Origin of the sequence: Acidiphilium sp. PA, from assembly GCF_026191915.1 — a bacterium.
Classification (GTDB): Bacteria; Pseudomonadota; Alphaproteobacteria; order Acetobacterales; family Acetobacteraceae; genus Acidiphilium.
In genome coordinates this window covers 128,966-151,727 of sequence record NZ_JAIMBY010000003.1, presented here as the reverse complement: position 1 = coordinate 151,727, position 22,762 = coordinate 128,966, and the positions used below count along the sequence as shown (strand labels likewise).

Below are 22,762 nucleotides of genomic sequence, written 5' to 3'. Positions count from 1 at the left end.
GGTCCAGGGGCAGAGCCCCTGGCCTTGCTTGCTTACACGCCCTGGCCCCGGCCTTACACGTCGAGGTTGGCGACTTTGAGGGCGTTGCCTACGATGAAGTCGCGGCGGGGTTCTACGACGTCGCCCATCAGGGTTGAGAAGATCTGGTCGCTTTCTTCGGCGTCGCCGATGCGGACCTGGAGCAGGCGGCGCAGCGAGGGGTCGAGGGTGGTTTGCCAGAGCTGTTCGGGGTTCATTTCGCCGAGGCCTTTGAAGCGTTGGATCGAGAGGCCTTTGCGGCCGATGGCGAACAGGGCTTCGACCAGGCTGGCGGGGCCCTGGACGGGTTTTTCGATCTCGCCCTGTCGCAGGGCGGGCGGGTTGGTGAACAGGGTGGCGAGGCGTTGGGCGCGGTCGGCGAGCCAGCGGGCTTCGGTGGAGCGCAGGGTGGCGAGGTCGAGGGTGAAGCGTTCGGCGACGCCGCGGACGGTGCGGCCGATGATGATGCCGCCGGCATCGACGGCGACGACCCAGCCACGTTCGTTGGGCGGGGAGATGGCATCGAGCCGTTGGGCGAGGACGGGGGCGCGGTCGGTGACCTGGCCGGGTTCGGCGCCGAGCACGCCGACGATGGCGGCTTGTTCGATGTAGGCGACCGGCATGTCGCGGGCGAGGTCGGTGATGCGGCGGGAGGCTTCGCGCAGGAAGGGGAGTTCGGCTGCGAGGTCGATGCCATCGATGCGGGCTTCGTTGAGGGCGCGCTCGAAGAGGTAGGCTTCCATGGCGTCGTCGTCTTTGAGGTAGCGTTCTTCGTTGCCGCGTTTGGCGCGGTAGAGTGGCGGCTGGGCGATGTAGAGGTGGCCGCGTTCGATTAGTTCGCGCATCTGGCGGAAGAAGAAGGTGAGCAGCAGGGTGCGGATGTGCGAGCCGTCCACGTCCGCGTCCGTCATGATGACGATGCGGTGGTAGCGGAGTTTGGAGACGTCGAAGCCGCCTTGTTCGGGTTCGGTCGGGCCGATGCCGGTGCCGAGGGCGGTGATCAGGGTGCCGATTTCGGCGGAGCCGAGCATGCGGTCGAAGCGGGCGCGTTCGACGTTGAGGATTTTGCCTTTGAGCGGCAGGATCGCCTGGGTTTTGCGGTCGCGGCCTTGTTTGGCGGAGCCGCCGGCGGAGTCGCCTTCGACGATGAAAATCTCGGATTTGGCGGGGTCGCGTTCCTGGCAATCGGCGAGTTTGCCGGGCAGGGTGCTGATGTCGAGCACGCCTTTGCGGCGGGTGAGCTCGCGCGCCTTGCGGGCGGCTTCGCGGGCGGAGGCGGCGTCCATCACTTTCTGGACGATCAGGCGGCCTTCCTTGGGGTGGGTTTCGAACCAGTGTTCGACCGCATCGGCCACGGCGGCCTGGACCAGGGGCTGGACTTCGGAGGAGACCAGCTTGTCCTTGGTCTGCGAGGAGAATTTCGGGTCGGGCACCTTGACCGAGAGGACGGCGGTGAGGCCTTCGCGCATATCCTCGCCGTTGAGGGAGAGGTTGTCTTTTTTGCTGACCTGATCGGCGATTTTGGAGACGACGCGGGTGAGCGCCGAGCGGAAGCCGGCGAGATGGGTGCCGCCGTCGCGCTGGACGATGTTGTTGGTGAAGCAGAGCATGGTTTCGTGGTAGGTTTCGTTCCATGCGAGGGCGAATTCGACGCGGATGCCGCCGACCGCATCGACTTTGTAATCGGTGATCGGGGGCGAGAAGATCGGGGTTTTGGCGCGATCGAGCCAGTTGACGAATTCGATCAGGCCGCCCTTGTAGAGGAAGACGGCTTCCTGCACCGGGGTGTGGCGTTCATCGCGCAGGGTGATGGTGAGTCCGGAGTTCAGGAAGGCGAGTTCGCGCAGGCGGCGTTCGAAGATCGCGTAGTCGAATTCGACATGGGTGAAGGTGCCGGAGGAGGGTTTGAAGGTGACTTCCGAGCCGGTCGGGTGATCGGACGGGCCGACAATTTTCAACGGGGCGACGGCGTCGCCGTGTTCGAAGCGGATGAAATGTTCGAGGCCTTCGCGCCAGATGCGCACTTCCATCCATTCCGACAGCGCATTGACCACGGCGGCGCCGACGCCGTGCAGGCCGCCGGAGACCTTGTAGGAATTCTGGTTGAACTTGCCGCCGGCGTGCAGTTTGGTGAGGACAACCTCGGCGGCGGAGATGCCTTCTTCGTGGTGGATATCGGTCGGGATGCCGCGGCCGTTGTCGGTCACGGTCATCGAGCCGTCGCCGTTGAGCACGACATCGACCCTGTCGGCGAAACCGGCCTGGGCTTCATCGACCGCGTTGTCGATGATTTCGGTGCCCATGTGGTGGAGGCCGGACCCGTCATCGGTGTCGCCGATATACATGCCGGGGCGCTTGCGCACCGCATCGAGGCCGCGGAGCACGCTGATCGAGGCGGCGTCGTACGCGGCATCGGGCTGTTGTTCGGGCGGAATGGGCATAGGGATCGTATCGGCCGTATCGGTCATGCCGGGTGGTTACTCCGAAGGGTGGGATTTGCGGTGTTTCTAGCAGAAATCCGCCGATTCGCCTAATGGCCGGGCGGCGGCGCGCGGGGCGGAAGGCTTTTCGGCGCCTGACCGCGGGGGGATGGGTGTGGCGCCGGCTGCGGTGCGGCGCTTTTCACTATTCGTTATGATATCGTAATGATATGGGCGTGCGAAGATGCTGGGTTCAGGCGGGTTGAATTTTGAAATCCTGGTTTGGGGGTGGGGTGTCGAGTGGGGTGGGGTCTGGCGTGCCGAAGAGGATGTGGCGGCGGGAGTCTGGCGGTGGGGTGGGGGTGACGGGGGGTTGTGCGGGCAGGTCGATGCCCATGGCGTGGTAGAGCGGGGCGAGGATGCGGATGAGGCGGGGGTTGGCTTCGAGGAGGCCGGCGAATTCGGGGTCGGTGAGGATGGTTTGCAGCGCGAAGCGGGTGAAGCCGGTTTCGGGGATGAGGCGGTAGAGCCAGGCTTCGCGGCACGGCAGGGTGAGGCGTTTGCGGCGGGCGCGGGGTGGCTCAGTGGGTTGGGCTTCGGGGTTGGGTTCGGGGGTTGGTTTGGCGGCTGGTTTGGCGCGGGGTTGGATGGGGCCGCGGGCGAGGGCGGCGAGGAAGCGGGTGGTGAGGTTTTGCAGGCGGGTCCAGATCCGGTTGACCATGGGGATGGGGACGTAGCCGGCGGGTCCGTGTTCGGCCACGGCGTCGCACAGCGCGTTCATCATGACGATGAAGCAGCGGATGACGAAGGGGGGATTGGTTGGGGTTGCGCGCACGCAGGCATGATAGGCGGCAGGCCGGGGGGTGAGAAAGCGTTTTGTTAGGGCATCCGTTAGTTTTCAGCGAGGCAACCAGCCGCCCCACCCCCAGTCCCGGATTAAAAAAGTTTTTTGCTTCTTTTTTACAAAAAAGAAGCCTTACGCCGCTCCCCCATCCAATCCGCCCGAGCCCTGACCCGTTGGTGGCTGCGATGCGGGCCGAGCGGGGCGCAGGAGGTCGGCCTCGATCCGGTGCAGGGCGCGGGTGAAGACTGTTTCGTCGTTCAGGGCGCGGGCCAGGACGAGGGCGCCCTGGATGGCGAGCACGGCGGTTTCGGCCTGTTGGCTGGCCTGGGTCTGATCGAGTCCGGTGCGGTGGAGCGCGGTTTCGAGTGCGTTGATCCAGCGGCGGAAGTAGTGGGCGATGGGGGTTGCGAAGCGGTCGCGCGTGCCGGTCAGGGCGAAGGCGCCGACGAGGCAGATGCGGTGGCCGGATTGGAAATAGGTGGTGACGGACTGCATCATCCGCGCGATCGCGGTGGCGGGGTCGCCGGTGCGGAGCGGGGCGAATAGTTCGGTTTCGAACCAGTGATCGATATGGGCGAGGATGTGGGCTGCCATGTCTTCCTTGCCGCCGGGGAAGAAATGATAGAGGCTGCCTTTGCCGAAACCGGTGGCGGCGGTGATCTGGGACAGGCTGGCGCCTTCGTAGCCGTGCTCGCGAAATACTTCCGCGATTGCCGCGACGGCGTCCGATTTTTCGGCCAGCATGCGCGGCATGGGTCAGAGTCCGAGGGCGGCGAGGCCGGGGTGGTCGAGCGGCCGGGGGGCTGTGTTGTTCCAGTGAAACAGGCGATCTTCCGGGGCGATCGGGACGTCGTTGATCGAGGCGTGGCGCTGCGCCATCAGGCCGGACGGGTCGAACAGCCAGTTTTCGTTGCCGTAGGCGCGGAACCATTGGCCGGCATCGTCGTGAAACTCGTAGGCGAAGCGGACGGCGATGCGGTTTTCCGTGCAGGCCCAGAGTTCCTTGATCAGGCGGTAGTCGTGTTCGCGCGCCCATTTCCGGGTCAGGAACTCGACGATCGCCGGGCGGCCTTTGAGGAATTCGCTGCGGTTTCGCCAGATGCTGTCCGGCGTGTAGGCAAGGGCGACGCGGGCGGGGTTGCGGGTGTTCCAGCCATCTTCGGCGGCGCGGATTTTCTGGATGGCGGTTGCGGTGGTGAAGGGCGGCAGCGGGGGGCGGGTTTCAGACATCGACGGGCTCCGATTGGGTTTGTACCGATTGGTATTGATCGTACCGATTGGTACAGAATTGGTCAAGTGGCGTTGCGGAAGGCGGCGCGCGTGGGGGACGGCTTCGGGGAGGTTGCGGACGTTGAGGGCGGGGATGGGTTGCCAGAGAGACCCGATTCGACGGGGTTAGTGATTTTCCAGGGTCAGGTGGGCGATGAAGCCGGAGCGGGTTTCTCCGGCGGCGGCGGCCAGGGCGTCGAGGCGTTTCAGGATGCGGCGGGGTAATGTGATGTTGACGCGGGCGATCGTGTCATCGAGCAGGGCGGGGTCGATCGTGATGATCCCGAAGGTCCAGCCGGCGTAATCGGGGTTGGTGCGGATCGCATCCAGGCTGGTGGGTTTCGGGATGGGTCCGCCCGCGTCGAGTGTGGCGTCGATCCAGGCGGCGGCGGCTTGCTCGGCCGCGGTCAGGGCTTCGTCCAACGTGTCGCCGGCGGAGAAGCAGCCGGGGAGATCGGGGATGGCGACGCCGAAAGCGGTTTGATCGGTGCCGGGTTCGATGGCGATGGGGTAGCGCATGGTGATCTCCTATAGGCCGGCCTGTTTGCGGATGGCGGCGACCAGGCCAGTGCCGAGGTCTTTTTTCGGGTGTGGCACCACGATGTGACCGGGACGCGTGGGGTGTTTGAAGACATGGTGGGAGCCGCGCACGCGATCGAGCACCCACCCAACGCTTTCCAATTCGCGGATGAGATCGCCGCTCTTCATAATGCGCATCATACACATTTGTGCGCGCGGTTCCAAGGCGTTGCCAAGGCGGCGGCCGTGATTACCAAGAGTTTTTTGGTTCTTTTTTGCAAAAAAGGACGGCTTGCCTCCCTTCGCTTGCCCTCAGCCCCACGGCAGGGCAAGACGCGCGGGACGGAGGCCCCTATTCATGCAAGCAGGCATCATTGTTTTTCCCGGCATCAATCGCGAGCGCGACATTGCGATGGCATTGGAGGGGAGTTTGGGGCGCAGGCCGCGGATGATCTGGCATCGGGAGACGGATTTGGCCGGGGTTGATCTGGTGGTGATACCGGGCGGGTTTTCCTATGGCGATTATCTGCGCTGCGGGGCGATGGCGGCGCATTCGCCGGTGATGCGGGCGGTGGCTGATCATGCGGCGCGGGGCGGGTATGTGCTGGGCGTGTGCAACGGGTTTCAGATTCTGACCGAGGCGCAGATGCTGCCGGGGGCGTTGCTGCGCAATGCGGGGCTGCGGTTTTTATCGATGGATTGCCATTTGCGGGTGGAGCGGGCGGATACGGTGTTTACCCGGGCGTATCGGCACGGGCAGGTGTTTCGCGCGCCGATGGCGCATGGCGATGGCAATTATTTCGCGGATGCGGCGACGCTGGATCGGCTGGAGGGCGAGGGGCTGGTGGCGTTCCGGTATGTCGATGCGGCGGGAGCGGCCTCGGCGGCGGCGAATTTGAACGGGTCGGCGCGGCATATCGCCGGGGTGTTGTCGGCGAATTTGCGGGTGCTGGGGTTGATGCCGCATCCGGAAAATCTGGTCGATCCGCTGATGGGCGGGGTGGATGGCAAGCCGTTGTTCGATAGTCTGGCGGCGATTGGAGTGGCGTGATGGATCAGGTGATCGATGCGGCGCTGGCGCGGCGTTTCGGGCTGTCGGCGGAGGAGTATGAGCGGGTGCTCGCCATCATGGGGCGCACGCCGAGCCTGACGGAGTTGGGGATATTTTCGGTGATGTGGTCCGAGCATTGCTCGTACAAATCATCGCGGGTGTGGCTGAAGACGCTGCCGACCAAGGCACCCTGGGTGATCCACGGGCCGGGCGAGAACGCCGGTGTGGTGGATATCGGCGAGGGGTTGGCGGCGATTTTCAAGATGGAGAGCCATAACCATCCGAGTTTCATCGAGCCATTCCAGGGTGCTGCGACCGGGGTGGGCGGGATTTTGCGCGATGTGTTCACCATGGGGGCGCGGCCGATCGCGAATTTGAACGCGCTGCGGTTTGGGGACCCGTCGCTCGCGGTGACCAGGCGGGTGGTGGATGGCGTGGTGCGCGGCATCGGCGGGTATGGCAATTGCGTGGGCGTGCCGACGGTGGGGGGCGAGACCAATTTTCATCGCTCGTACAACGGCAATCCGCTGGTGAATGCGATGACGGTGGGGATTGCGGCGCAGGACCGGATTTTTCTGTCGGCCGCGGCCGGGGTTGGGAATCCGGTGGTGTACGTGGGCTCGAAGACCGGGCGGGACGGGATACATGGCGCGACCATGGCCTCGACCGAGTTTGCTGCGGATTCCGAGGAGAAGCGGCCGACGGTGCAGGTGGGTGATCCGTTCATCGAGAAACTGCTGATCGAGGCGTGTCTGGAATTGATGGCGACGGATGCGATCGTTGCGATTCAAGACATGGGGGCGGCGGGGTTGACCTCGTCTTCGGTGGAGATGGCGGGCAAGGGCGGGGTGGGGATCGAACTCGACCTCGATGCGGTGCCGCAGCGCGAGGCGGGGATGACGGCGTATGAGATGATGCTGTCGGAAAGCCAGGAGCGGATGCTGATCGTGATCGATCCGGCGCGGGAGGCGATGGCGCGGGCGATTTTCGAGAAATGGGAGCTGGATTTCGCGGTGATCGGGCATATTACCGACACCGGGCGGATCATCGTGAAGCACCGGGGTGTGGTGGAGGCGGATATCGCGCTGGGTCCGCTGGCGGAACAGGCGCCGTTGTACGAGCGGCCCTATACCGAGGCGGCGAAGCCGGCGGCGCTGGGGGATGTGGACGATCCGGTGGGCGTGGCCCCTGCCCTGCTGCGGTTGATCGGGTGCCCTGATCTCGCTTCGCGCAGGTGGATTTGGGATCAGTATGACGGAACGGTGGGCGGGCAGACGGTGAAGCGGCCAGGCCAGGCGGATGCGGCGATCGTGAAGATTCCCGGGAGCGCGCGGGCGCTGGCGCTGACCACCGATTGCACGCCGCGTTATTGCGCGGCTGACCCCGAGGCGGGCGGCGCGCAGGCGGTGGTGGAGGCGTGGCGGAACATCACCGCGACCGGGGCGCGGCCGCTGGCGGTGACGGATAATCTGAATTTCGGCAATCCGGAGAAGCCGGCGATCATGGGGCAGATCGTCGGGGCGATCCGGGGCATGGGGGCGGCGTGCAGCGCGCTCGATTTTCCGATCGTTTCGGGCAATGTGTCGTTGTATAATGAGACGGAAGGGTCGGGGATTCTGCCGACGCCTGCGATCGGCGGGTTGGGCGTGATCGCGGATGCGGCACAGGCGGTGGGGATTGCGCTGGCGCCGGGGCTGGATCTGGTGGTGGTGGGCGCGACGCGGGGCGAGCTTGGCCAGTCGCTGTGGCTGCGCGAGATGCTGGGGCGCGAGGATGGCGCGCCGCCGGCGATCGATTTCGCGGTGGAGCGGCGCAACGGCGATTTCGTGCGCGGGTTGATTCTGAGCGGCGCGGTGCAAGCCTGCCATGATGTTTCGGACGGCGGGTTGCTGGTGGCGGTGGCGGAAATGGCGCTGGCCGGCGATGTCGGCGCGGCGTTGAGCCTGGCGCCTGAGAGTGCGGCGCCCAAGGTTGGAGCACATGGGTTCTGGTTCGGTGAGGATCAGGCGCGCTACGTGCTCGCGGTGGCGGATGGCGCGGCGGTGCTGCGGGCGGCGCAGGCGGAAGGTGTGGCCGCCGCCATGCTGGGACGGAGCGGCGGCGATCGATTGACACTGCATGACGGCACCGCCATATCTGTGACGGAAATGCGAACAGCGCATGAACACTTCTTTGCGCGCTGGTTCGCCTGACGCCACCAAGGATCGTATCATGGCCATGTCGGTCGCTGAAATTGAACAATTGATCAAATCCGCCCTGCCGGACGCGAAAATCACGGTCGAGGATCTGGCGGGGGATGGCGATCATTACGCCGCGACCGTGACCAGTGAGCAGTTCCGGGGCATTCCGCGGGTTCGCCAGCATCAGATGGTGTATGCCGCCCTGCAGGGCCGGATGGGTGGCGCGCTGCACGCGCTGGCGCTGCAGACCTCGGCACCCGAATAGCCGATACAACGCGTTTCAGGAGAGTTTCGATGAGCCAGACGACCGACAACCCCGCCTTCGCCGCGATCAGGGCCAGCATCACGGAAAATCCGGTCATGCTGTTCATGAAGGGGACGGCGATGTTTCCGCAATGCGGGTTCTCCGCGCGGGTGGTGCAGATTCTGACGCATAGCGGCGTGCCGTTCAAGACCGCCAATGTGCTGGAAGATCCGGAATTGCGCGACGGGATCAAGGCGTTTTCGAACTGGCCGACGATTCCGCAGCTTTATGTCAAGGGCGAGTTCGTCGGCGGCTGCGACATCGTGACCGAGATGTTCCAGTCCGGCGAATTGCAGACGCTGTTCGAGCAGAACGGGATCGCGAAGACCACTGCAGCCTAAACGCTTCAGCTTCGTCACCGATGAACTGCCGCGGCCGGGGGCGGCTGGGCATCTTGCCTATAATCATGCGCTGATCAGCCATCTGAGCGCGCGCGGTCATCGGGTGGATGTGTATCTGACCCGGCCGCGCCTGCCGCTGCCGGTGATGCGGCTGGCGAAGGGAGGGCCGTTCGCCAGCGTTTCGGGCCCGCGGCTGATGCAGGCCGGGCGATTTCTGACCGCGACGGAACCGCGCGCCGCAGCCGCCGCCCTCGCCCGCGCGATGCTGCCGGGCGGGCTGTGGCGCGGCCGGCGGCAGGCGCCAGGCCATGATGTGGTGCTCGGCGCGTTCATATCGGACGACGAGGCCGCCTGGATCGGCGCGCGGATTGCCGCCGCACCGCCGGATTTTATCCTGATCGACACGATTTTTCGCGCGGGCCTGCTCGACCAGCCGGCGCTGCGCGGTCTGCCTTCGGTCGTGCTGACCCATGATTTGTTTCATCGCCGGCACGCCGCGCTGAAAATGGCGGGCTATCGGGTCGAACCGCGTGTGCTGACGCGGCTGGATGAGGCGGCGCTGCTGGACCGGGCCGGGACGATCGTTGCGATTCAGTCCGAAGAGGCGGCGTTTCTGCGTGACATGTGCCCGGAGCGGCCGGTGGTCACCGTGCCGATGCCCGCCGCCGCGCACCCGCGCCCGCAGGGGGTGCGGCGCGATCCCGATCGGTTGGTGTTCGTGGGGAGTGATACGCTGCCGAACCTCGATGGGCTGCGCTGGTTCTTCGAGGCGATCTGGCCGGGATTGCGGGCCGCGCGGCCGCAGATCGCGCTCGATCTCGCGGGCGATTGCGGCCATGCGATCGGGCGGGTGCCGCCCGGGGTGCGGCGGCTGGGCCGGGTTGTGGATCTTGCGCCGGCGCTGCATGGCGCGGCCCTGGCCATCGCGCCGCTGCGCACCGGGTCCGGGTTGAAGGTCAAACTGCTCGACTATGCGCGGCACGGGCTTTGGACGGTGGCCACCAACGAAGCCCGCACGGGGCTGGCCAGCGACAGCCGGCCGCCGATTTTCGTGGCGGATCAGCCCGCGACGTTCGGCGCCACGATTCTGGCGGCGCTGGCGCAAAAGCCGATCGAGGCCGACGCGCTGGCCTTCATCAGCCGCCATTATGCCGCTGCGCAGGTCTTTGCACCGCTGACCGACCTGCTGGTGGCTTAGGGCCGGCCCCCTGCGCGGCCGGTGCCGGTTTGCAGGGCCGCGAGGATGCGGGCCGGGGTCAGGGGGATGGTGGCGAGGCTGATGGCGAGCGGGCTGAGCGCGTCGTTGACGGCGTTGGCGATGGCGGCGGACGCGGCGGCGGTGCCGGCTTCGCCTGCCCCTTTGGCGCCGATGGTGCTTTCGGCGGTGGGGGTGGTGATGTGGGCGATGGTGATATCCGGCATTTCACCGGCCATGGGGACGAGATAATCGGCCATGCTGGCGTTGAGCATCTGGCCTTCGGCATCGTAGTCGCATTGTTCGAACAGGGCGGCGCCGATGCCCTGGACGACGCCGCCGCGGATTTGTTCATCGACCAGCATCGGGTTGATGACGGTGCCGCAGTCCTCGACGACCCAGTGTTTGAGCAGGGTGATGAAGCCGGTTTCGGTATCGAGCTCGAGCCAGGCGGCCTGGATGCCGTTGGTGAAGGCGAACGGGTATTCGCGCGGCACGTAGTGGCGGGTGGCGATGAGTTCGGCCTGGATGCCTTTGGGCAGCGTGTCGGGGCGGAAATAGGCGATGCGGGCGAGTTCGGCGAGGGTGATGCGTTCGGCGCGGCTGGCGCGATCGATGACGGCGCCGCCTGAGATGTCGAGATTGCCAGAGGTTTCCTGCAGGATGCTGGCGGCGAGGGTGAGGATCTGCGCGCACAGTGCGCGGGCGGCCTGCCAGGTGGCTTCGCCGCCGATGCCGGCGGCGCGCGAGGCCCAGGTGCCGCCGCCGTAGGGGGTGACATCGGTATCGCCGAGCATGACGCGGACATGGTCGAAGGCGACGCCCATGGCTTCCGCGGCGATCTGGGCGAGGATGGTGGTGGTGCCCTGACCCTGTTCGGTGACGCTGGCCTGCACGATCAGGCGGCCGGCTGCATCGAGGCGGAGAGTGGCCCCGTCCTGCGCGGAGATGCGGGCGCCGCCGACGCCGTAGAAAGCGGCGCCGGGGTTGGTGATTTCGATGAAGCTGGCGATGCCGATGCCGCGCATGATGCCGCGTTGGCGCAGACTTGCCTGTTCGGCGCGCAGGGCATCGTAATCCATCAGGGTCAGCAGACGGTCGAGGCAGGCGTGGTGGGAAAGGGCTTCGAAGCGCATGCCGCTGGGTGAGGTGCAGGGATAGGCATCGTCGGGGATCAGGTTGCGGCGGCGGATGGTGACGGGGTCGATGCCGAGGTGGCTTGCGGCGCGGTCGATCAGGCCTTCGGTGACGGAGGTTGCGATCGGGTGGCCGACGGCGCGGTATTGCGACATCATCGCCTTGGTCTGGAAGGCGACGCGGGCGCGGGCGCGGTAATGCGCGAAGCGATAGGGGCCGCCGATCAGGTTGATGACCTGGTTGGCTTCGACCGCCGAAGTGCGTGGATAGGCGGAATAGGGGCCGATGCCGGTCAGATCGTCGATGTCGAAGCCGGTGATCGTGCCGTCGTTCATGATGGCGAGGCGGGCGTGGACGGTGTGGTCGCGGGCGTGGATGTCCGAGACGAAGCTTTCGAGGCGATCGGCCACGAAGCGGACCGGGCGGCGCAGCAGGCGGCTGGCGGCGACGACGGCCATTTCATCGGGGTAGACGTGGATCTTGATGCCGAACGAGCCGCCGACATCCGGGCTGATGACGCGGATCTGGGATTCATCGAGCCCGAGGTGCCGGGCGTAGATGGTCTGCATCATGTGCGGCACCTGGGTGCCCTGGTGGATTGTGAGGCGTTGTGCGCCCTCGTTCCAGTCGGCGAGCACGGCGCGGGGTTCGAGGGGGACGCCGGTGTGGCGGGCGAAGGTGAAATCGGCTTCGATGATGTGATCGGCGGCGGCGAAGGCGGCATCGGTGTTGCCGGTGTCGATGTGACGTTCGAAGGCGAGGTTGTCGCCGAGTTCGGGGTGGATGAGCGGCGCGCCGGGCGCGAGGGCGGCGGCGGCATCGACCACCGGGGGCAGCGGGTCGTAGCTGACCATGATGTGTTCGGCGGCATCTTCCGCCTGGGCGCGGGTGGTGGCGAGCACCATGGCGACGGGTTCGCCCTGCCAGCGCACGCGGCCGACTGCGAGCGGGTATTGCGGTGCCGATTTCAGGCCCTTGAGATGGGTGAGCACGCCGACCCAGGGCGTGCAGAGATCGGCCATCGCGGCGCCATCGAGCACGGCGACGACGCCTGGCATGGTGCGGGCTGGTGCGAGGTCGATCGCGGTGATGGTGGCGTGGGCGTAGGGCGAGCGCAGGAAGGCCGCGTGGACCATGCGCGGCAGGGTGATGTCGCTGGTGAAGGTGCCGCGTCCCTGGGCGAGGGCGCGCGCCTGGGGGCGGGCGCGGGCGAGGCCGATCTGGGCGTCGGGGCGGGTGGGGTCGGAAAACTTCATGGGGTGCGCCGGGCGTTCAGGGTGGTTTCGACGGCATCGATGATCGCTTCGTAGCCGGTGCAGCGGCAGTAATTGCCGGAGAGGTGTTCGCGGATGGCGGCGCGATCGGCATCGGCGGGGGCATGCAGCAGGAAATCCTGTGCGGTCAGCACCATGCCGGGGGTGCAGTAGCCGCATTGCAGGGCGTTGCGGGCGGCGAAGGCGTGCTGGAGGTCCGCGACCTCGCCGCTGTCGGACACGCCTTCGATGGTCTCGACGGTGCAGCCATCGGCCTGGACCGCGAGCACCAGGCAGCCGCGCACAATCGCGCCATCGAGCCGGACGGTGCAGGCGCCGCAGACGCCGTGTTCACAGCCGAGATGGGTGCCGGTGAGGCCGAGGTGGTCGCGCAGGAAATCAGCGAGGTGCAGGCGGGCGGGGATGGTGGCGGTGATGGGTTCGCCGTTGACGGTCAGGGTGATGCTGGTCATGGGTTTGTGCTGTTGGAGGGTGAAGGAAGGTCTTCTTTTTTGTGAACAAAAAAGAAGCAAAAAAAACTTTGCTCATCCGGGCCCGTGGCCGTGACAACGCCCGTGCCCCCATTAAAGAAAGTTTTTTGCTGCTTTTTTACAAAAAAGCAGTGCTTGCTTACCCTTGCCTTCATCGTCCCCCCCAAGCCCCGACCACCCGCCGCAACAACACCCGCGCCAGATGCAATCGCATCGCCGCGGAGGCCTGCGGATCGTCATGCGCGGGCAGATCATCCGCCAGCGCGGTGCAGGCGGCTTCGAGCGGGCCGCCTTCGGTCAGGGTGGCGGCGGCGCGGTGGGCGAGGATGGCGGTCTGGCCGACCGAGAACCAGCCGAGGCGGATCGTGCCGGGCCGGGCGACGGCGGCGAGGCCGACCATGGCGTAGTCGCCGGTGCGGCGCGCGAGTTCGGCGAAGCCCCATTGGGTGTCGCCCTGGATCGGGATATCGACGCCGGTGAGCACTTCATCCGGCGCGAGGGCGGTTTCGAACAGGGCGGTGAAGAATTCGGCGGCGGGGATGCGGCGCGGGCCTGCGGGGCCCTGGGCGTGCATGACGGCATCGAGCGCGAGGGCGCAGGCGGGCAGTTCGGCCGCGGGGTCGGCGTTGGCGAGGCTGCCGCCGAACGTGCCGCGCGCGCGGATGGCGGGGTGGGCGACGTCGGCGAGGGCGCGGGCGATCAGGGGGGCGTGGCGCTGGATGAGGGGGTGGGTCATCACCTGGGCATGGGTGCAGCCGGCGCCGATGTGGAGCGTGCGATCGGCCAGGGTGATGCCGCGCAATGCGGCGAGGCGGCCGATATCGATCAGCAGGCCGGGTGCCGAGAGGCGCAGGTTGAGCGCCGGCAGCAGGCTCTGGCCGCCGGCGATCAGTTTCGCATCCGGCCCGTGCCTGGTGAGCAGGGTGATGGCCGCCCCGAGGGTTTCGGGGCGGATGTAGTCGAAGGCTGCGGCTTTCATGCGGGTTCCGAGTCAGGAAGGAAGCAGTTCTTTCTTGTAAGAAAGAGCCAGAGAACTTTTTTTAACTGAAGCCGGCGACGGCGTGGGGGACGTAGGGGGCTTCCAGTCTGGCGATTTCGTCGTCCGTAAGCACAAGTTTGGTGGCTTCGACCGCGTCGTGCAGGTGGGCGAGCTTGGTGGCACCGATGATCGGTGCGGTGATGCCGGGTTTGGCCAGGACCCAGGCGAGGGCGATCTGCGCGCGGGAGACGCCGCGGGCGGCGGCGACGGTGGCTACCGCATCGACCACCTTGCGGTCGGCATCCGCGGTTTTGGCGTAGAGGGTCTTGCCGAATTCATCGGTTTCGGAACGCGCACTCGCTTCATCCCAGTCGCGCGTCAGGCGGCCGCGGGCGAGCGGGCTCCAGGGGATGACGCCGATGCCCTCGGCACGGCAGAGCGGCAGCATCTCGCGCTCTTCCTCGCGGTAGAGCAGGTTGACGTAGTTCTGCATGCTGACGAAGCGGGTCCAGTTGTGCCGCTCGGCGATCGCGAGCGCCTGGGCGAATTGCCAGGCGTACATCGAGGAGGCGCCGATGTAGCGGGCCTTGCCGGCTTTGACGACATCGTGCAGCGCTTCGAGGGTTTCCTCGATCGGGGTGTGATAATCCCACCGATGGATCTGGTAGAGATCGACATGGTCGGTGCCGAGGCGGCGGAGGCTGTTGTCGATTTCGGCCATGATGGCGCGGCGCGACAGGCCGGCGCCGTTCGGGCCCTTGTGCATCCGCCCGTTCACCTTGGTGGCGATCACGACATCCTGGCGGCTGGCGAAATCCTTGAGCGCGCGGCCGACGATTTCCTCGCTGGTGCCATCGGAATAGACATTGGCGGTGTCGAAGAAATTGATCCCGGCTTCGAGTGCGGCCTTGATGAAGGGGCGGCTGGTCGCTTCATCGAGCGTCCAGGCGTGCGGGCCGCGATCGGCCACGCCGTAGCTCATGCAGCCGAGGCAGATGCGCGACACGTCGAGGCCGGTGCGGCCGAGTTTTACGTAATCCATCGTTGGCAGATCCCTCTTTCGAATGCGATTTTTTCATATGAGCATGGCGCGTGCCGGGTCCAGCCCCTTGCCAGACGCGTCAGCATCCCGGACATAGTTTGCACCAGATCCACGCGAAAGGACACCGCCATGCAGTATCGCACGCTCGGCACCTCCGGCTTGAAAGTCTCGCCGCTCTGCCTCGGCACCATGATGTTCGGCGGCGCGACCGATGAGGCGACGGCGCGCCGGATCGTCGATACCGCCGCCGGACAGGGCATCAATTTCATCGATACCGCGAATGTGTACAACGAAGGCCGCTCGGAGGAGATCACCGGGCGGGCGATTGCGGCGAACCGCAGCCATTGGGTGCTGGCGACCAAATTCGCCAACCCGACCGGGCCGGGGCCGAACGATCGGGGCCTGTCGCGCGTGCACGCGTTCCGCGCGGTGCATGAGAGTCTGCAGCGGTTGAAGACCGATGTGATCGATATTCTCTACATCCACAAGGAAGACCCCGGAACGCCGCTGGCCGAGACGATCGGGGCGATTGCGGATATGATCCGGGCGGGGGACATACGGCATTTCGGGGTGTCGAACGTGCGGGCGTGGCGGATCGCGGAGATCTGCCGGCTGTGCGACGCGATGGGGATCGATCGGCCGGTGGTCAGCCAGCCCTATTACAACGCGCTGAACCGGATGCCGGAGGTCGAGATTCTGCCGGCGTGCCACCATTTCGGCATTGGGGTCGCACCGTACAGTCCGCTGGCGCGCGGCGTGCTGACCGGCAAATATGCGCCCGATGCGAAGCCCGAGGCCGAGAGCCGGGCCGGGCGGGGTGACAAGCGGATCATGGAGACCGAGTTCCGCAAGGAGAGCCTCGATATCGCGCAGACCATCGTGGCGCATGCCAAGGCGCGCGGTATTACGCCCGGTCAGTTCGCGATCGCCTGGCTGCTCAACAACAGGCTGGTCACGTCACCGATCGCCGGGCCGCGCACCGAGGCGCAATGGGCCGATTATCAGGGCGGGCTGACGTACCGGTTCACCGCGGAGGACGAGGCGCTGGTGGATCGGCTGGTGCCGCCGGGCCATCCTTCGACGCCGGGCTATACCGATCCGGCCTATCCGCTGGAGGGGCGCGTCACGGCGTGAGACCGGGTCAGGCGACGCCTTCGTGCTGCCGCGCTTCGCATCCGGGCGCGAGGGAGACGCGGTTGCGGCCGGTGCGCTTGGCTTCGTACAGAGCCTGATCGGCCGAGCGGACCAGGGCATCGAGGTCGGTGGCATCGACCTCGGCATGGGTGTCGCCGGTCGTGACGGCGCCGATGCTGATGGTGACGACGCTGACACCATCCGGGCGGTGGGCATGGCTGAGACGGGCGGCCGCGACGGCATCGCACAGGCGCTGGGCGACCCGTTCGGCCTCGATCATGCTGGCGTTCTGGAGCGAGACGGCGAATTCCTCGCCGCCGTAGCGCGAGACGATATCGCCATCGTGGCGGAGGTTGTCGCGCAGGATCAGCGCGACATTCTGCAGGCAGCGATCGCCCGCCTGATGGCCGTAATGGTCGTTGAAGGATTTGAAGAAATCGACGTCGATCATCAGGATCGCCATCGGCTGGCGGGCGCGGTTGCAATGATCGAGCGCGGCGGCCGCGCGTTCCCCGAAAAAGCGCCGGTTGGGGATCTGGGTGAGGTAATCGATGGTGGAAAGGATCGATAGTTTGAGCTGGGAGCGATAGGATTGCACCAGTTGCTGGTTGATGTCGGTTATCAGGACGGACAGGCCATAGAGGATGACCGGCACCAGCAGCAGCAGAAATCCGTATGATTCCCTGCCGGTCAGCGGCACGGCGGCCATGATCGGCAGCAGCATGACCAGGAGTTGCAGCCGCGCGATCCGTGGTGCGGCGGCGTTGCGCGCGGCGATGGCGCTGGCGGTGACGACGTCGCAGACCAGCACTGCTGTGTGGAGGATGGGATCGCGCGTGGTTGCGAGACACACGAAGGTGAGCGCGCCCCAGGCGAGCGATGAGCCGATCGCGGTGAGGGCGAAGGCGGCGAACCAGGGTGTGAGATCGCCGCAGCGGGTCTTGAGAAAGCGGCGCCGGAACACGATGATGCAGCGGTGGCGGACGAGGACGAGGGCAAGTCCGATCAGGCCCAGCAGCATCGCGGACCAGACGCCGGCGCGGAACGTGGCATAGACGCCGCAGGTTGCGCCGGAGATGCCGACCAGGAGCACGGTGGCCGGACGGCCGTACAGCACGTGCAGCAGGTCTTCCCGCACTTCGTACATCTGGCACCGGTCGGCATCGCTTTGGAGGATCTGCGATATCCAGCCGCAGGTGCGGGGCCACCAGGTCAGCCGGGTGCGGGGCGGTTCACGCGCGACCTGCAATGTCGAGTCGATTGGGTTGACCTGCGAGAGAGGCATACGGGGCGCGGGCACCTTTTCGACCGGCAAGGGGAGCAGTTGTTATGGTTCGGTGTGGTTTGAGGCGATGACTGATTGAGGCGATAAATGATTGAGACTCAGCCAGTTTGCCGACTGACGCCAGCGAACGCAATGATGCTAGAGCGGAATCATTAAAAAATTATTAACAAGTGCGGGTCTTTAAAGGGGCTGTGGTTCCGGGCGCGCGCGCGGAGAGCGTGTCCTTGCCGGGAGGGTGCGCGGTGGGGTTATCCACCCTATCCACCTAATCCACAGGGTGGTGACGCTGTCATGGCGGGCGGCGCGGCGCTAGAAGGGGGTGATGAACGCTATTGATCCTCCGTTGTTCGGCCTGTCGCAACGCCAACCGCCTGCCAATCTTGAAGCGGAACAGGCGCTGCTCGGCGCGTTGCTCGCCAATAACAAGGCCTATGAGCGCGTTTCGGAATTTCTGGCGCCGGAGCATTTCGCCGATGCGGTGCATGGGCGGATTTTCGAGGCGATCGCGCGGCGGATCGAGGGCGGGCAGCTCGCCGATCCGGTGACGCTGCGCGCGACGTTCGAGCATTCCGGCCTGCTCGATGAGGTGGGCGGGCCGGCCTATCTGGCGCAGCTGCTCTCGGCGATGGTGGGGATCATCAATGCCGGCGATTACGGGCGGACCATTTATGATGCGTGGATCCGCCGCCAGCTGATCGATCTGGGCGAGGTGACGGTGAACCGGGCGTTCGGCGCGGAACCCGAACTGGACGGTACCTCGCAGATCGAGGCGGCGGAGCAGGCGTTGTTCGACCTCGCGACCAAGGGTGGCGCCGAGGGCAGCGCGATGAGTTTCGAGGCCGCGCTGACCATGGCGATCAATACCGCCGCCCGCGCGTTCGAGCGCGATGGCAAGGTGTCCGGCCTGACCACCGGGCTTGCCGACCTGGACAGCAAAACCGGCGGGCTGCATCCGTCCGATCTGTTGATCCTGGCGGGACGGCCGGGCATGGGCAAGACCGCGCTGGCGACCAAGATTGCCTATGGCGCGGCGCAGGCGCTGCTGGCGGAGGCGCGGGTTGATAATCCGAACGCCGAGGCCAAGCAGGCGGTGGCGATTTTTTCGCTGGAAATGAGCGCCGAGCAATTGGCCACCCGCCTGCTGGCCGAGGAGGCGCGGGTATCATCGGACCGGATCCGGCGCGGCGAGATCGGGCAGAAGGATTTCGACAATTTCGTCACCGTCTCACGCCGGATTTCGCGGCTGCCGCTGGTGATCGACGATACGCCGGCGATTACGCTCTCGGCCCTGCGGACGCGCTGCCGGCGGCTGAAGCGCACGCGCGGGCTTGCGCTGGTGGTGGTGGATTATCTGCAGTTGATGCGCCCGGCGGCGGGCACCAAGCCGGATAACCGCGTGCTGGAGATCAGCCAGATCACCCAGGGTCTGAAGGCGATCGCCAAGGAGCTGGCGGTGCCGGTGCTGGCCTTGTCGCAATTGTCGCGCGCGGTGGAATCGCGCGAGGACAAGCGGCCGCAACTGTCGGATCTGCGCGAATCGGGCACGATCGAGCAGGATGCGGATGCGGTGATGTTCGTGTATCGCGACGAATATTATTTGCAGATGCGGATGCCCAAGCCCACCGACATGAAGGATTCCGATTTCCAGACCGCGCTCGATGACTGGCAGCGCAAGATGGAACTGGTGCACAACAAGGCCGAACTGCTGCTCGCCAAGCAGCGCCACGGGCCCACCGGTACGATCCAGCTGTTTTTTGAAGCGGAATTCACTCGATTTGCCGATCTGGACACCCAACATGAGTGATTTCGGACCGGGACAGAGGAAGATCACCCATGGCGACGATGATCGGCAACAATGCGTGCGCAGGCTTCAGCGAGGCTGACCGGGTCCTGATCGACCAGGCGGCGTCGCGCTTCGTCGCCTCGCGCGGGCTGTTTACGCGCACGCTCAACCGGATCGGCCGGACGGCGGGCAGCGCGGTGGAACGCGCGATCACCTGGATTGCGCCGAACGGGCGGCGGGCCGTCGAGGAATATGCCTCCGAGGCGATGTGGTCGCTGTTGAGCGCCTCGCGCTTCGGGCTGGCGGGCAAACACGCCGGTAAGGCGCCCGAACAGATCTATCGCAACGCCGTGGCGGCGAGCGGTGCGCTGTCCGGGCTGACGGGCGGGGTGCTGGGGCTTGCCGATATTCCGTTCACGATGACCATGATGTTCCGGGCGATCGCCGAGATCGCGCGCAGCCATGGCGAGGATCTGGACAGTTTCGAGACCAAGCGCGCCTGCCTGGAAGTGTTCGGGTTCGGCACGATTCGCGATGAGAACGAGGATATCGAGGCGTCGTACTGGGCGGTGCGGGGCGCGTTGACCCATGCGCCGCTGTCGATTTTTCTGCGCACGGTGGCGGCGCGGTTTTCGGTGGTGATGTCCGACCAGATCCTGGCATCGATGGTGCCGGTGGTGGGTGCGATGGCGGGTGCGGGGGTGAATTATCTCTTCATGGGCTATTTTCAGACCATGGCGCAGGTTCATTTCACGCTGCGCGCGCTCGAGCGCAAATACGGCGATGCGGATGCGGTGCGGGCGTGTTTCGACCGGTACGTGGAGGATTATCGCCAGCGCAAGCATCTGTTCCGCAACGCCGCCTGATGCCGTGACCGCACCGGTTCTGGGCGTCGATGTCGGAGCGGTGGTGGCGAATTGGCGCAGTCTGGCCGCATCGCACGGGGGCGAAACCGCGGCGGTGGTCAAGGCGGATGCCTATGGGCTGGGGGCCGCGCTGATCGCGCCGGCGCTGGCGCGCGCGGGGTGCCGGCGGTTTTTCGTGGCGACCGCTGATGAGGCGATGGCGTTGCGGGATGTGGCGGGCGCGGCGTGGATTGCGGTGTTGAACGGCTGCCCGGCCGGGTGCGAGGGCGATTTCATCGACCGGGCGCTGGTGCCGGTGCTGAATTCGCTGGCCGATTGCGCGCGCTGGCAGGAGGCGGCGCGCGCGGCGGGCCAAGCGTTGCCGGCGCTGCTGCATGTCGATACCGGGATGAGCCGGCTGGGGCTGGATGCGGGGGAGTGGGCGGCGGTGCTGCGCGATCGATCATGCCTCGACGGGATCGCGCTGCAGTTCGTCATGTCGCATCTGGCGTCGGCGGAGGTGGCGGGTGCACCGGAAACCGCGGCGCAGGTGGCGCGGTTTGCCGCGGTTGCCGCGGCGCTGCCCGGTGTTGCGACCAGCCTGGCCAATTCATCGGGGATGTTTCTCAGGGAAGCGGCGCGGTCCGACCTCGCGCGGCCGGGGGTGGCGCTGTATGGCGGCAATCCGGTGCCGGGCCAGCCCAATCCGATGCGGGCGGTGGTGACGCTGGCGGCGCCGGTTTTGCAGATCCGGGTGATCGGACCGGGCGAGACGGTGGGGTACAACGGGACGTGGCGGGCGGCACGGCGCTCGCGGATCGCAACGATCGGGGTGGGCTATGCGGATGGGCTGGCGCGTACGCTCTCGAACCGTTTGACCGCGCGGCACGAGGGGCGACCCGTCCCGCTGGTCGGCAGGATTTCGATGGATCTGAGTACGTTCGATGTCACTGACCTGCCCGAGATCGTGCCGGGCAGCATGCTCGAGCTGATCGGGCCGGGTCATGCGGTGGATGATGTGGCGGCGGAGGCGGGGACGATCGCCTACGAGATCCTGACCAGCCTGGGGCGGCGCTATCGGCGCGTCGCGAAATCGGTATAATCGGCTCATGAATTTAGTCCTCGACCCGGTGGCCGCGATCGGCCGGCTTGTGATCAATAGTCTTGCGCTGGTGGGCGAATTGGCGGGCTTTACCGCGAGCGCGCTGCTCGGCCTGGTGCGGCCGCCGTTCTATGTGCGCAATTTCGGCCGGGCGCTGCTCGATATCGGGTTTTTCAGCCTGCCGGTGGTCGCGCTGACCGCGGTGTTCACCGGCATGGTGCTGGCGTTGCAGAGCTATGTCGGGTTTTCCAAATTCGACAGCTCGAACGTGATTGCGAGCGTGGTGGTACTGTCCCTGACGCGCGAGCTCGGGCCGGTGCTGGCCGGGCTGATGGTGGCGGGGCGTGCCGGTTCGGCGATGGCCGCCGAGATCGGCACGATGCGGGTGACCGACCAGATCGACGCGCTTTCGACGCTCGCGACCAACCCGATGCGCTATCTGGTGACACCCCGGCTGCTGGCGGGATTGATCGCGCTGCCGCTGCTGGTGGCGGTGGCGGATGTGCTCGGCGTGGCCGGCGGGTTTCTGGTCTCGACCGTGCGGTTGGGGTTCGACCCCACGGCGTATCTGCAGGATACGGTGACCAGCCTGAGCCGGATCGATGTGATTTCGGGGTTGGTCAAGGCGGCGGTGTTCGGCTTCATCATCGCGTTGATGGGCTGTTTTCATGGCTATCGCTCGCGCGGCGGCGCGCAGGGCGTGGGGGGGGCTACGACTTCGGCGGTGGTGTCGGCGTCGATCCTGATCCTGGCGCTCGATTACGTGCTGACGCAGGCGTTCTTCACGCCATGAGCGCCGTTGTGGAGCCGAAGATCCGGGTGCGCGGGTTGAAGAAATCCTTTGGCACCAAGCGCGTGCTCGATGGCGTCGACCTCGACGTGATGCCGGGGACCGGGATGGTGGTGATCGGCGGTTCGGGCACCGGCAAATCGGTGTTGCTGAAATGCATTCTGGGCATGATCACGCCGGATGCGGGTGAGATTTTCATCGATGGCGAGAACCTGTTGACGGTCAAGCCGCGGCGGGCGCGCGAATTGCGCGATCAGATCGGCATGTTGTTTCAGAACGGCGCGTTGTTCGACAGCCGTTCGGTGTGGGAGAACGTGGCGTTCGGCCTGCTGGCGCGCGGGCGCCTCAACCGGTCAGAGGCGCGGGCGGTGGCGGCGCGCGTGCTCGCGCAGGTGGGTCTCGATGCCAGCGTGGGGGATCTGTCGCCATCGGAGCTGTCGGGCGGGATGCAGAAGCGCGTGGCGCTGGCCCGTGCGATTGCGGCGGAACCGTCGATCATGTTTTTCGATGAGCCGACCACCGGGCTCGATCCGATCATGGGGGCGGTGATCGACGGGTTGATCATCGACTGCGTCAAGCGGTTGGGCTCGACCTCGATTGCGATCACGCATGACATGGCGAGCGCGGGGCGGATCGGCGACCGGATTGCCATGCTTCTGGACGGCAGGATCATCTGGGAGGGTGCCGCGGGTTCGGTGATGGACAGCGGCAACCCGATGGTCGATCAGTTCGTGCATGGGCGCAGCGAGGGGCCGATCAAGATGGCGCTGCGCAGGTAGG

General features: G+C 66.2%; 22 protein-coding genes. 11 read left to right on the top strand and 11 right to left on the bottom strand.

Annotated features, from left to right (window positions below):
• Positions 1 to 53: 53 nt before the first annotated feature.
• The 6 genes from gyrB to AruPA_RS06860 form a co-directional block, all read right to left on the bottom strand.
• Positions 54 to 2,486 carry a DNA topoisomerase (ATP-hydrolyzing) subunit B gene (gene gyrB / locus AruPA_RS06885; protein WP_408858579.1) on the bottom strand — a complete coding sequence of 811 codons (2,433 nt, stop codon included), beginning with the start codon at positions 2,484 to 2,486 and terminating at the stop codon, positions 54 to 56.
• 205 nt (positions 2,487 to 2,691) lie between these two features.
• On the bottom strand, positions 2,692 to 3,273 hold the full coding sequence (locus AruPA_RS06880) for a hypothetical protein (RefSeq protein WP_265635910.1): 582 nt from the start codon (positions 3,271 to 3,273) through the stop codon (positions 2,692 to 2,694).
• A gap of 141 nt (positions 3,274 to 3,414) precedes the next feature.
• Complete coding sequence (locus AruPA_RS06875; protein ID WP_265635909.1) at positions 3,415 to 4,035, bottom strand: TetR/AcrR family transcriptional regulator; 621 nt, start codon at positions 4,033 to 4,035, stop codon at positions 3,415 to 3,417.
• Between the two features lie 3 nt (positions 4,036 to 4,038).
• Positions 4,039 to 4,512, bottom strand: coding sequence for a nuclear transport factor 2 family protein (locus tag AruPA_RS06870; RefSeq protein ID WP_265635908.1), 474 nt, complete (start codon positions 4,510 to 4,512; stop codon positions 4,039 to 4,041).
• A gap of 165 nt (positions 4,513 to 4,677) precedes the next feature.
• Positions 4,678 to 5,070 (bottom strand): type II toxin-antitoxin system HicB family antitoxin, encoded by a 393-nt coding sequence (locus tag AruPA_RS06865; RefSeq protein WP_265635906.1) that lies wholly within the window; start codon positions 5,068 to 5,070, stop codon positions 4,678 to 4,680.
• Between the two features lie 9 nt (positions 5,071 to 5,079).
• Positions 5,080 to 5,259, bottom strand: a complete 180-nt coding sequence (locus tag AruPA_RS06860; RefSeq protein WP_265636038.1) for a type II toxin-antitoxin system HicA family toxin — start codon at positions 5,257 to 5,259, stop codon at positions 5,080 to 5,082.
• Between the two features lie 169 nt (positions 5,260 to 5,428).
• Here AruPA_RS06860 and purQ point away from each other — a divergent pair, with 169 nt between their 5' ends.
• The 5 genes from purQ (at position 5,429) to AruPA_RS06835 (ending at position 10,144) form a co-directional block, all read left to right on the top strand.
• Positions 5,429 to 6,121 carry a phosphoribosylformylglycinamidine synthase subunit PurQ gene (gene purQ, locus AruPA_RS06855; RefSeq protein WP_265635905.1) on the top strand — a complete coding sequence of 231 codons (693 nt, stop codon included), beginning with the start codon at positions 5,429 to 5,431 and terminating at the stop codon, positions 6,119 to 6,121.
• Positions 6,118 to 8,313: a phosphoribosylformylglycinamidine synthase subunit PurL gene (purL, locus tag AruPA_RS06850; protein ID WP_265635903.1), complete on the top strand. Its 2,196-nt coding sequence runs from the start codon at positions 6,118 to 6,120 to the stop codon at positions 8,311 to 8,313. The genes purQ and purL overlap by 4 nt, the downstream gene beginning before the upstream one ends.
• Positions 8,314 to 8,332: 19 nt before the next feature.
• Positions 8,333 to 8,566: a BolA family protein gene (locus AruPA_RS06845; RefSeq protein ID WP_029313441.1), complete on the top strand. Its 234-nt coding sequence runs from the start codon at positions 8,333 to 8,335 to the stop codon at positions 8,564 to 8,566.
• A gap of 29 nt (positions 8,567 to 8,595) precedes the next feature.
• Positions 8,596 to 8,946 (top strand): Grx4 family monothiol glutaredoxin, encoded by a 351-nt coding sequence (grxD, locus tag AruPA_RS06840; protein ID WP_265635901.1) that lies wholly within the window; start codon positions 8,596 to 8,598, stop codon positions 8,944 to 8,946.
• A 103-nt stretch (positions 8,947 to 9,049) separates the two neighbouring features.
• On the top strand, positions 9,050 to 10,144 hold the full coding sequence (locus tag AruPA_RS06835; RefSeq protein ID WP_265635900.1) for a glycosyltransferase family 4 protein: 1,095 nt from the start codon (positions 9,050 to 9,052) through the stop codon (positions 10,142 to 10,144).
• On the opposite strand, the gene AruPA_RS06830 is transcribed toward AruPA_RS06835, so the two are convergent.
• The 4 genes from AruPA_RS06830 to AruPA_RS06815 all read right to left on the bottom strand — a co-directional run bounded on the left by AruPA_RS06830 (position 10,141) and on the right by AruPA_RS06815 (position 15,043).
• Entirely contained in the window at positions 10,141 to 12,534 is a 2,394-nt protein-coding gene (locus AruPA_RS06830; RefSeq protein WP_265635899.1) for a xanthine dehydrogenase family protein molybdopterin-binding subunit, read from the bottom strand. The genes AruPA_RS06835 and AruPA_RS06830 overlap by 4 nt on opposite strands.
• On the bottom strand, positions 12,531 to 13,004 hold the full coding sequence (locus tag AruPA_RS06825) for a (2Fe-2S)-binding protein (RefSeq protein ID WP_265635898.1): 474 nt from the start codon (positions 13,002 to 13,004) through the stop codon (positions 12,531 to 12,533). The genes AruPA_RS06830 and AruPA_RS06825 overlap by 4 nt, the downstream gene beginning before the upstream one ends.
• Positions 13,005 to 13,173: 169 nt before the next feature.
• Positions 13,174 to 14,001 carry a xanthine dehydrogenase family protein subunit M gene (locus AruPA_RS06820; protein WP_265635897.1) on the bottom strand — a complete coding sequence of 276 codons (828 nt, stop codon included), beginning with the start codon at positions 13,999 to 14,001 and terminating at the stop codon, positions 13,174 to 13,176.
• Positions 14,002 to 14,062: 61 nt separating this feature from the next.
• A complete protein-coding gene (locus AruPA_RS06815) occupies positions 14,063 to 15,043 on the bottom strand; it encodes an aldo/keto reductase (RefSeq protein ID WP_265635896.1) in 981 nt (326 codons plus the stop codon).
• A 129-nt stretch (positions 15,044 to 15,172) separates the two neighbouring features.
• On the opposite strand from AruPA_RS06815, the gene AruPA_RS06810 reads away from it, so the two are divergent.
• A complete protein-coding gene (locus tag AruPA_RS06810) occupies positions 15,173 to 16,177 on the top strand; it encodes an aldo/keto reductase (protein WP_265635895.1) in 1,005 nt (334 codons plus the stop codon).
• A gap of 7 nt (positions 16,178 to 16,184) precedes the next feature.
• Here AruPA_RS06810 and AruPA_RS06805 read toward each other — a convergent pair whose 3' ends face one another.
• Entirely contained in the window at positions 16,185 to 17,462 is a 1,278-nt protein-coding gene (locus AruPA_RS06805; protein WP_265635894.1) for a diguanylate cyclase, read from the bottom strand.
• A 322-nt stretch (positions 17,463 to 17,784) separates the two neighbouring features.
• Here AruPA_RS06805 and AruPA_RS06800 point away from each other — a divergent pair, with 322 nt between their 5' ends.
• Genes AruPA_RS06800 through AruPA_RS06780 form a run of 5 tightly spaced genes read left to right on the top strand, consistent with a single transcriptional unit; the run spans position 17,785 to position 22,761 of the window.
• A complete protein-coding gene (locus tag AruPA_RS06800; RefSeq protein WP_265635893.1) occupies positions 17,785 to 19,266 on the top strand; it encodes a replicative DNA helicase in 1,482 nt (493 codons plus the stop codon).
• A 29-nt stretch (positions 19,267 to 19,295) separates the two neighbouring features.
• Positions 19,296 to 20,111: an EcsC family protein gene (locus AruPA_RS06795; protein WP_265635892.1), complete on the top strand. Its 816-nt coding sequence runs from the start codon at positions 19,296 to 19,298 to the stop codon at positions 20,109 to 20,111.
• A 4-nt stretch (positions 20,112 to 20,115) separates the two neighbouring features.
• The gene (gene alr / locus AruPA_RS06790) at positions 20,116 to 21,192 is read left to right on the top strand and encodes an alanine racemase (protein WP_265635891.1); all 1,077 of its coding nucleotides are present in this window, start codon (positions 20,116 to 20,118) and stop codon (positions 21,190 to 21,192) included.
• 7 nt (positions 21,193 to 21,199) lie between these two features.
• A complete protein-coding gene (locus AruPA_RS06785) occupies positions 21,200 to 21,985 on the top strand; it encodes an ABC transporter permease (RefSeq protein ID WP_265635890.1) in 786 nt (261 codons plus the stop codon).
• Positions 21,982 to 22,761, top strand: coding sequence for an ABC transporter ATP-binding protein (locus AruPA_RS06780; RefSeq protein WP_265635889.1), 780 nt, complete (start codon positions 21,982 to 21,984; stop codon positions 22,759 to 22,761). Before AruPA_RS06785 ends, AruPA_RS06780 begins: the two co-directional genes overlap by 4 nt.
• Position 22,762 lies beyond the last annotated feature (1 nt).

Coding starts and splice junctions, on each gene's coding strand:
- gyrB (WP_408858579.1), bottom strand. CDS start 2,486: ATGACCGATACGGCCGATACGATCCCTATGCCCATTCCGCCCGAACAA.
- AruPA_RS06875 (WP_265635909.1), bottom strand. CDS start 4,035: ATGCCGCGCATGCTGGCCGAAAAATCGGACGCCGTCGCGGCAATCGCG.
- AruPA_RS06870 (WP_265635908.1), bottom strand. CDS start 4,512: ATGTCTGAAACCCGCCCCCCGCTGCCGCCCTTCACCACCGCAACCGCC.
- AruPA_RS06865 (WP_265635906.1), bottom strand. CDS start 5,070: ATGCGCTACCCCATCGCCATCGAACCCGGCACCGATCAAACCGCTTTC.
- AruPA_RS06860 (WP_265636038.1), bottom strand. CDS start 5,259: ATGAAGAGCGGCGATCTCATCCGCGAATTGGAAAGCGTTGGGTGGGTG.
- purQ (WP_265635905.1), top strand. CDS start 5,429: ATGCAAGCAGGCATCATTGTTTTTCCCGGCATCAATCGCGAGCGCGAC.
- AruPA_RS06845 (WP_029313441.1), top strand. CDS start 8,333: ATGGCCATGTCGGTCGCTGAAATTGAACAATTGATCAAATCCGCCCTG.
- grxD (WP_265635901.1), top strand. CDS start 8,596: ATGAGCCAGACGACCGACAACCCCGCCTTCGCCGCGATCAGGGCCAGC.
- AruPA_RS06830 (WP_265635899.1), bottom strand. CDS start 12,534: ATGAAGTTTTCCGACCCCACCCGCCCCGACGCCCAGATCGGCCTCGCC.
- AruPA_RS06825 (WP_265635898.1), bottom strand. CDS start 13,004: ATGACCAGCATCACCCTGACCGTCAACGGCGAACCCATCACCGCCACC.
- AruPA_RS06820 (WP_265635897.1), bottom strand. CDS start 14,001: ATGAAAGCCGCAGCCTTCGACTACATCCGCCCCGAAACCCTCGGGGCG.
- AruPA_RS06815 (WP_265635896.1), bottom strand. CDS start 15,043: ATGGATTACGTAAAACTCGGCCGCACCGGCCTCGACGTGTCGCGCATC.
- AruPA_RS06810 (WP_265635895.1), top strand. CDS start 15,173: ATGCAGTATCGCACGCTCGGCACCTCCGGCTTGAAAGTCTCGCCGCTC.
- AruPA_RS06805 (WP_265635894.1), bottom strand. CDS start 17,462: ATGCCTCTCTCGCAGGTCAACCCAATCGACTCGACATTGCAGGTCGCG.
- AruPA_RS06800 (WP_265635893.1), top strand. CDS start 17,785: ATGAACGCTATTGATCCTCCGTTGTTCGGCCTGTCGCAACGCCAACCG.
- AruPA_RS06795 (WP_265635892.1), top strand. CDS start 19,296: ATGGCGACGATGATCGGCAACAATGCGTGCGCAGGCTTCAGCGAGGCT.
- AruPA_RS06785 (WP_265635890.1), top strand. CDS start 21,200: ATGAATTTAGTCCTCGACCCGGTGGCCGCGATCGGCCGGCTTGTGATC.
- AruPA_RS06780 (WP_265635889.1), top strand. CDS start 21,982: ATGAGCGCCGTTGTGGAGCCGAAGATCCGGGTGCGCGGGTTGAAGAAA.